Here is a 4,839-nt window from a genome sequence, read left to right as displayed (position 1 = left end):
GGAATGGATCTTCAGAACACAAATCCAGCTTTGGTTCGTCGGTAACTCACGATCCAGCATCAGTTAGCTCCGGATGCTTTGTGAGGTACTGAAACTAAACGACGAAGATATTACGGATACAACTGTTCCTCACACTGGTCTCAGCACATCGAAGTATTATAAACTCCTCTGGCAAATACTCGATGCACAGTTCGATTCGGTCATTATTATCCTCGATGAGATCGATCTGATGAACGACGATAGCCTGTTGATGAAACTCTCTCGGGCCGAGGAGGCGGGGAAAATCGATTGTAGCATCGGCATTATTGCAATCAGTAACAAGATTCAGTACGTCGATAACACGAACGAACGCGTCAAAAGCAGCTTCCAGCACAAGGAACTATTCTTCAAACCCTATGACGCGAACCAGCTTCGAGAGATCATGCATAATCGAGCAGACGCCTTCCAAGATGACGTTCTTTCCGACGATGTTATTCCCCTCTCTGCTGCGTTTGCTGCACAGGAACACGGCGACGCTCGAAAGGCGATCGATATCCTCCGCCACGCTGGTGAGGTCGCCTACGAAACCGGCGCCGAGAAAGTACGAGAGGAACACGTCCGTCAAGCCCAACAGCACGCTGAAAAAGATCGCTTCAGAGAACTCGTTAACGGCGCGCCAACACAGGCAAAAGCTGCACTACTTGCACTGACCGAACTCAGCGTTAATTCCGATGATGATGCGTTCCTCACGAGTCGCGTTTATGATCAGTACGAACAGATCTGTGATCACCTCGATATGGATATTCTCTCGGTTCGCCGGTTTCGAGATATCCTAAAGGAACAGGCGTTTCTTGGTGTCCTCGAGATTGAGAAGATCAATAAAGGGAGCGCAGGTGGTATCCATCTTCAGAATCGCTTAATCGAAGATCCCCAAGTGGTCCGTGAAACCATCTTAGAGGACACTCGAATGCAAAATTGGGACGACAAGTAATTTTCAGGATATTTTATAAGAATATACGACGGAAATGTGGGGTGGGGTACGGAAACGACGGAAACGAGGGGGGTGGGAAATTACGACGGAAACTCGGGGTGTACTGAAGTGTTTACACTACGACGGAAACGACGGAAGTTCGGGGAGGGGTATGGAAACGACGGAAACGAGGGGGGTCGGAAGCTACGACGGAAATATGGGGTATGGCTGAATTGTTAGTAGTATCCAGTAGCGTTTGTTACGGCTGTTCTTCAGCTATAGTTGCGAGTTCTGCTTTCGACAACGGATCGATCTCTACTCGAGTATCCTCAGCTGTATAGAAGATTGACGCAGTGATCGAACGATCACTGAACCAGTCTTCGAGGACATGGTAGTAGACGCTGAGCTGGATTCGATACTCGGACTCGGCGTGACGACTCAGATCGGTCTTGAAGTCGACGATCTCGACGACGTCGTCGGTCACGTGAACCAGGTCGATAATCCCGGAGAGCGTGATCCGTTCACCGCCGACCTCGAGCGGGAGGTATGCTCGCTCCTCAACGCGCAACTCTCCTGACAGACTGTCGAGGAACGGTTCGATATGTTCTTCGTCGTCACTGGTAGGTGTCACGTCCTTGCCGAGCGCATAGTCCTCGGCGAATTCGTGAACCTGTGAGCCGAAATCCATCCCTCTTCCGCCCGAAACGTCCTCGAAGATGCTGTCATCCATGAGCGAGTGTGGTGAGTACCCTTTCGGACTCGCTGGATCGGGGACATCGACGTCGAGTTGCGTGTGACTCTCCTCATCGACATTGACTGCCGAAACAGCGGGTTCGAGCGATTCGACGTCGACTGGCAATTCCTCGAGGAAGGTATTCGGTTCGTCGCCTCCTGCAAACAGGAGGTGATTTTCCGCCCGCGTCATCGCGACGTAGAGGAGGCGCCGTTCCTCGTCGTGCTCAGTCGGTTGGCACTTTCGGAGAACGTCGGCTCGCCAGTTGTCGTAGATATGGGGGTCACCGTGGGCTTCGGCGTAGCACTTTCGCTGGCGGAGCCCGGCTGCCTCGGAGTATGTGATCGTGCCGTCGGAGCCACCGCCGGGCGGGAACTTGCCGCTGTTCATATTCCCGAGGATCACGATCGGGTACTCGAGTCCCTTGACCGAGTGGATCGTCTGGACAGTAACCGAATCGGCGCCGGCGGCGGCCTGCACCTCTTCGGTGTAGCCGTCCTCGATCCCCCGTTCGATAATTCGAGTTAGGTCGCCCCGCGTCATCGTCGTTGAGCTATGGATCGACTGGATCGTCGTGAGGACGACGTCCGCTGTCGCCCCGTCGTAGCCGTAGCGATCGAACACGCGGCGAGTGACCGCCGTGTGGGTCTCGAGCGTCGACAGTTCAGTGCGGAATGCCTCCATTTCGTCGGGATAGGCGTCATGATCGAGGATATACTCGATCTCGTCGAGTGTATAGCCGGCCCGTTCGAGCACGACTGCCCAGCCCCGTTCGGCATCCGCATCGTCTTCGAGGATACGCAGCCACGCCAGCAGCAGCTTCGCCTGATCGGTCCGGAAGAGCTCGATCCCCCCTTCGTAGGCCATCGGGAACTCATACCCCTCGGCTGTGGAGAGCAACTCGCGGCCGAAATCACGGGTTCGGGTGAGGACAGCGATATCGCCGTACGTCGGCGGTCGCAACTCACCGTCATCTTCGAGCGCGTACTCGTCATTGCCGACGATCTCCTGGATCTTCGTGAGGATCGTCTCGTGCTCGTCGGCGTGCTGAACGGCCTCGATCTGCGAGTGATCTCGGTCCGTGTGTGCGGTCAGTGAGACGACGTCCTTAAGGACCGACTCTCGATCGACCGACTCGTTGCTGCTGCCCGGCGTCACGAGCGCGTGCTCGGAGAAGTCCAGGATCGACTGCGTCGAGCGGTAGTTACGGTCGAGTTCGATCGTCGTGACGGGATCGAGCGGGAACGAAACCCGATCATCGTGGTCATCGTTCAGCTCGTCGGCGAAGCGTTTCAACCGGGAGTCGAACTCGGTGATGTTCTCGATTGCCGCGTACTGGAACGAGTAGATGCTCTGTTTCCAGTCGCCAACAACGCAGACATTGTCCGTGCCCGACAGGAGCAACGCGAGTTTGAACTGAATCTCGCTCGAGTCCTGGAACTCGTCGATCATCACGTACTCGAACTCGAGTTCTGCGCGAAGATCACCGTCCTCACGGCACAGCACGAACGCGAATAGCTGGAGGAACGAGAAGTTCAGGTAGTTTCGTCCGAGTGCGAACTCGAGGTACTCGAAGTAGATGTCATGGATGAACTCGATGAGGTGGTCGCGGTCTTCAGTGAAGACCCGTTTAGCGACATCCTCCGGGACAGCCTTCAATCCGTATTCGCCGCGGAGTTCGCTCCGATCGGGAGCGTCGGGCAGGTAGCACTTGTTCTTCCCGTAGTCACTGAGACGCGATCGGAGCTTTGATTGCTTGCTCCCGCCGTTTCGCGGTCGATTCACCTCGTCGAACGCCTCCTTGAACGCCTCAAAGTCGCCCTTGAGCTCCTCCCTGCCGTCGCGATACCAGCCGTCCGCGGTCGGAAAGATCCCTTTCGATGCGAGGTTGTTGATCAGGTCGAGCAGTTCCGTCGGATCAGAGAGACACCGGAGCAGGTCGGCGTACTTGTCGTGGTCGTCACTAAATCGATTGATGAACTCCTGGAAGTACTCCCCTTCAATGGTCTCGTTCTCGAGGATCTGCGTCGAGCCGGTGATCGCGTCATCGATCCCGAGATAGGACGGCGCGTGGAAGCCGTGCTGATCGAGGATGTCGTTACACAGACTGTGGAACGTCTGAATCGGCGCGTCGTTGAGCGCCCGCATATCGTAGTCACAGTCGGCGACGATTCGTTCTTTCATCTCCGTCGCCGCGTTGCGTGTGAACGTGATTAGGAGGATATCGTCGGGNCGCATATCGTAGTCACAGTCGGCGACGATTCGTTCTTTCATCTCCGTCGCCGCGTTGCGTGTGAACGTGATTAGGAGGATATCGTCGGGTTCGACGTCAGGCTGGGTAACGATATTCGCGTAGCGTCGGGTCACCGTGAACGTCTTGCCAGTCCCAGCGCCGGCGTCGACGAGATACAGTCCGTCTGTGCTCTCGATGAGTTCTCGCTGCCGGTCGTTCGGCGACGGCGTCTCGTCTGCTGACCGCTCTTCGACCGGTGTCGTCATCGCCGCACCTCCGCGTCCTGATCTTCGGTAGTAGTCGGATTCTGTAAGTCATTTCGAGTGGATCGAGGTTTGGTTAGAAGCATATCGCGGTTGTCCACGTAGCGGTAGTTCGGTTCGCCAGCGCGGCCGTCGACCGGGAAACGGCCCTCGCCACGACGATAGTAGTTCAACTCCTTGAGTTGCTCGTCGACGAAGCGCTCGAACGCGTCGAGATCTTCGACGAAGTATCTCTCTTTCCGATAACTGCAGAGATGTCTGAACGCTTGCATACAGCCCTTTCTGACGTACTTGTAATCTCCGACGTCGTTGATCAGGCGCTCAAGGAGCACTTCGCCGAAGGGGGAGTCGGCCATCTTGTCAGCGTCTCGCGTTCTCGGAACGTCGTGGGTCTCGAAGACGGACAGATACGTCTCGTAGTCAGTCTTCGAGAACGTCTTGTTGCACTTGTTAGCGGCATCGTCCCGGAGTTCATCGAAGACCGTTCGGGACTGGACGAACTCGTCGAACGCGACCGGATGGTACGTCACCGTCGTCAGGCAGTCCTCAAGAGAGCCGTCCCCGGTGACGATGTCGTCGAGCGTTTCGAGAAAGTGAAAGAACGTGAACTCGAGACGTCCGTCGGGCCGTTGTCGTCGCCAGTACGTGAGGTAGCACAGCG

General features: G+C 56.1%; 1 protein-coding gene and 2 pseudogenes. 1 reads left to right on the top strand and 2 read right to left on the bottom strand.

All coding sequences use genetic code 11. From position 1 onward, the window contains the following. Window positions 1-91 precede the first annotated feature (91 nt). Window positions 92-970: pseudogene (locus C487_RS09425) on the top strand (cell division control protein Cdc6); the annotation flags it as partial. A gap of 238 nt (window positions 971-1,208) precedes the next feature. Here the strand turns inward: C487_RS09425 and C487_RS09420 are convergent. Further along, window positions 1,209-4,181: a UvrD-helicase domain-containing protein gene (locus C487_RS09420; protein WP_006185514.1), complete on the bottom strand. Its 2,973-nt coding sequence runs from the start codon at window positions 4,179-4,181 to the stop codon at window positions 1,209-1,211. Continuing rightward, a pseudogene (locus C487_RS09415) lies at window positions 4,178-4,839 on the bottom strand (PD-(D/E)XK nuclease family protein); the annotation flags it as partial. The pseudogene C487_RS09415 and the gene C487_RS09420, both read right to left, overlap by 4 nt.

The organism is Natrinema pallidum DSM 3751, assembly GCF_000337615.1.
GTDB classification, from domain to species: domain Archaea; phylum Halobacteriota; class Halobacteria; order Halobacteriales; family Natrialbaceae; genus Natrinema; species Natrinema pallidum.
Note: the sequence above shows the minus strand (reverse complement) of the source record. Positions and strands in the feature narration are given on the sequence as shown.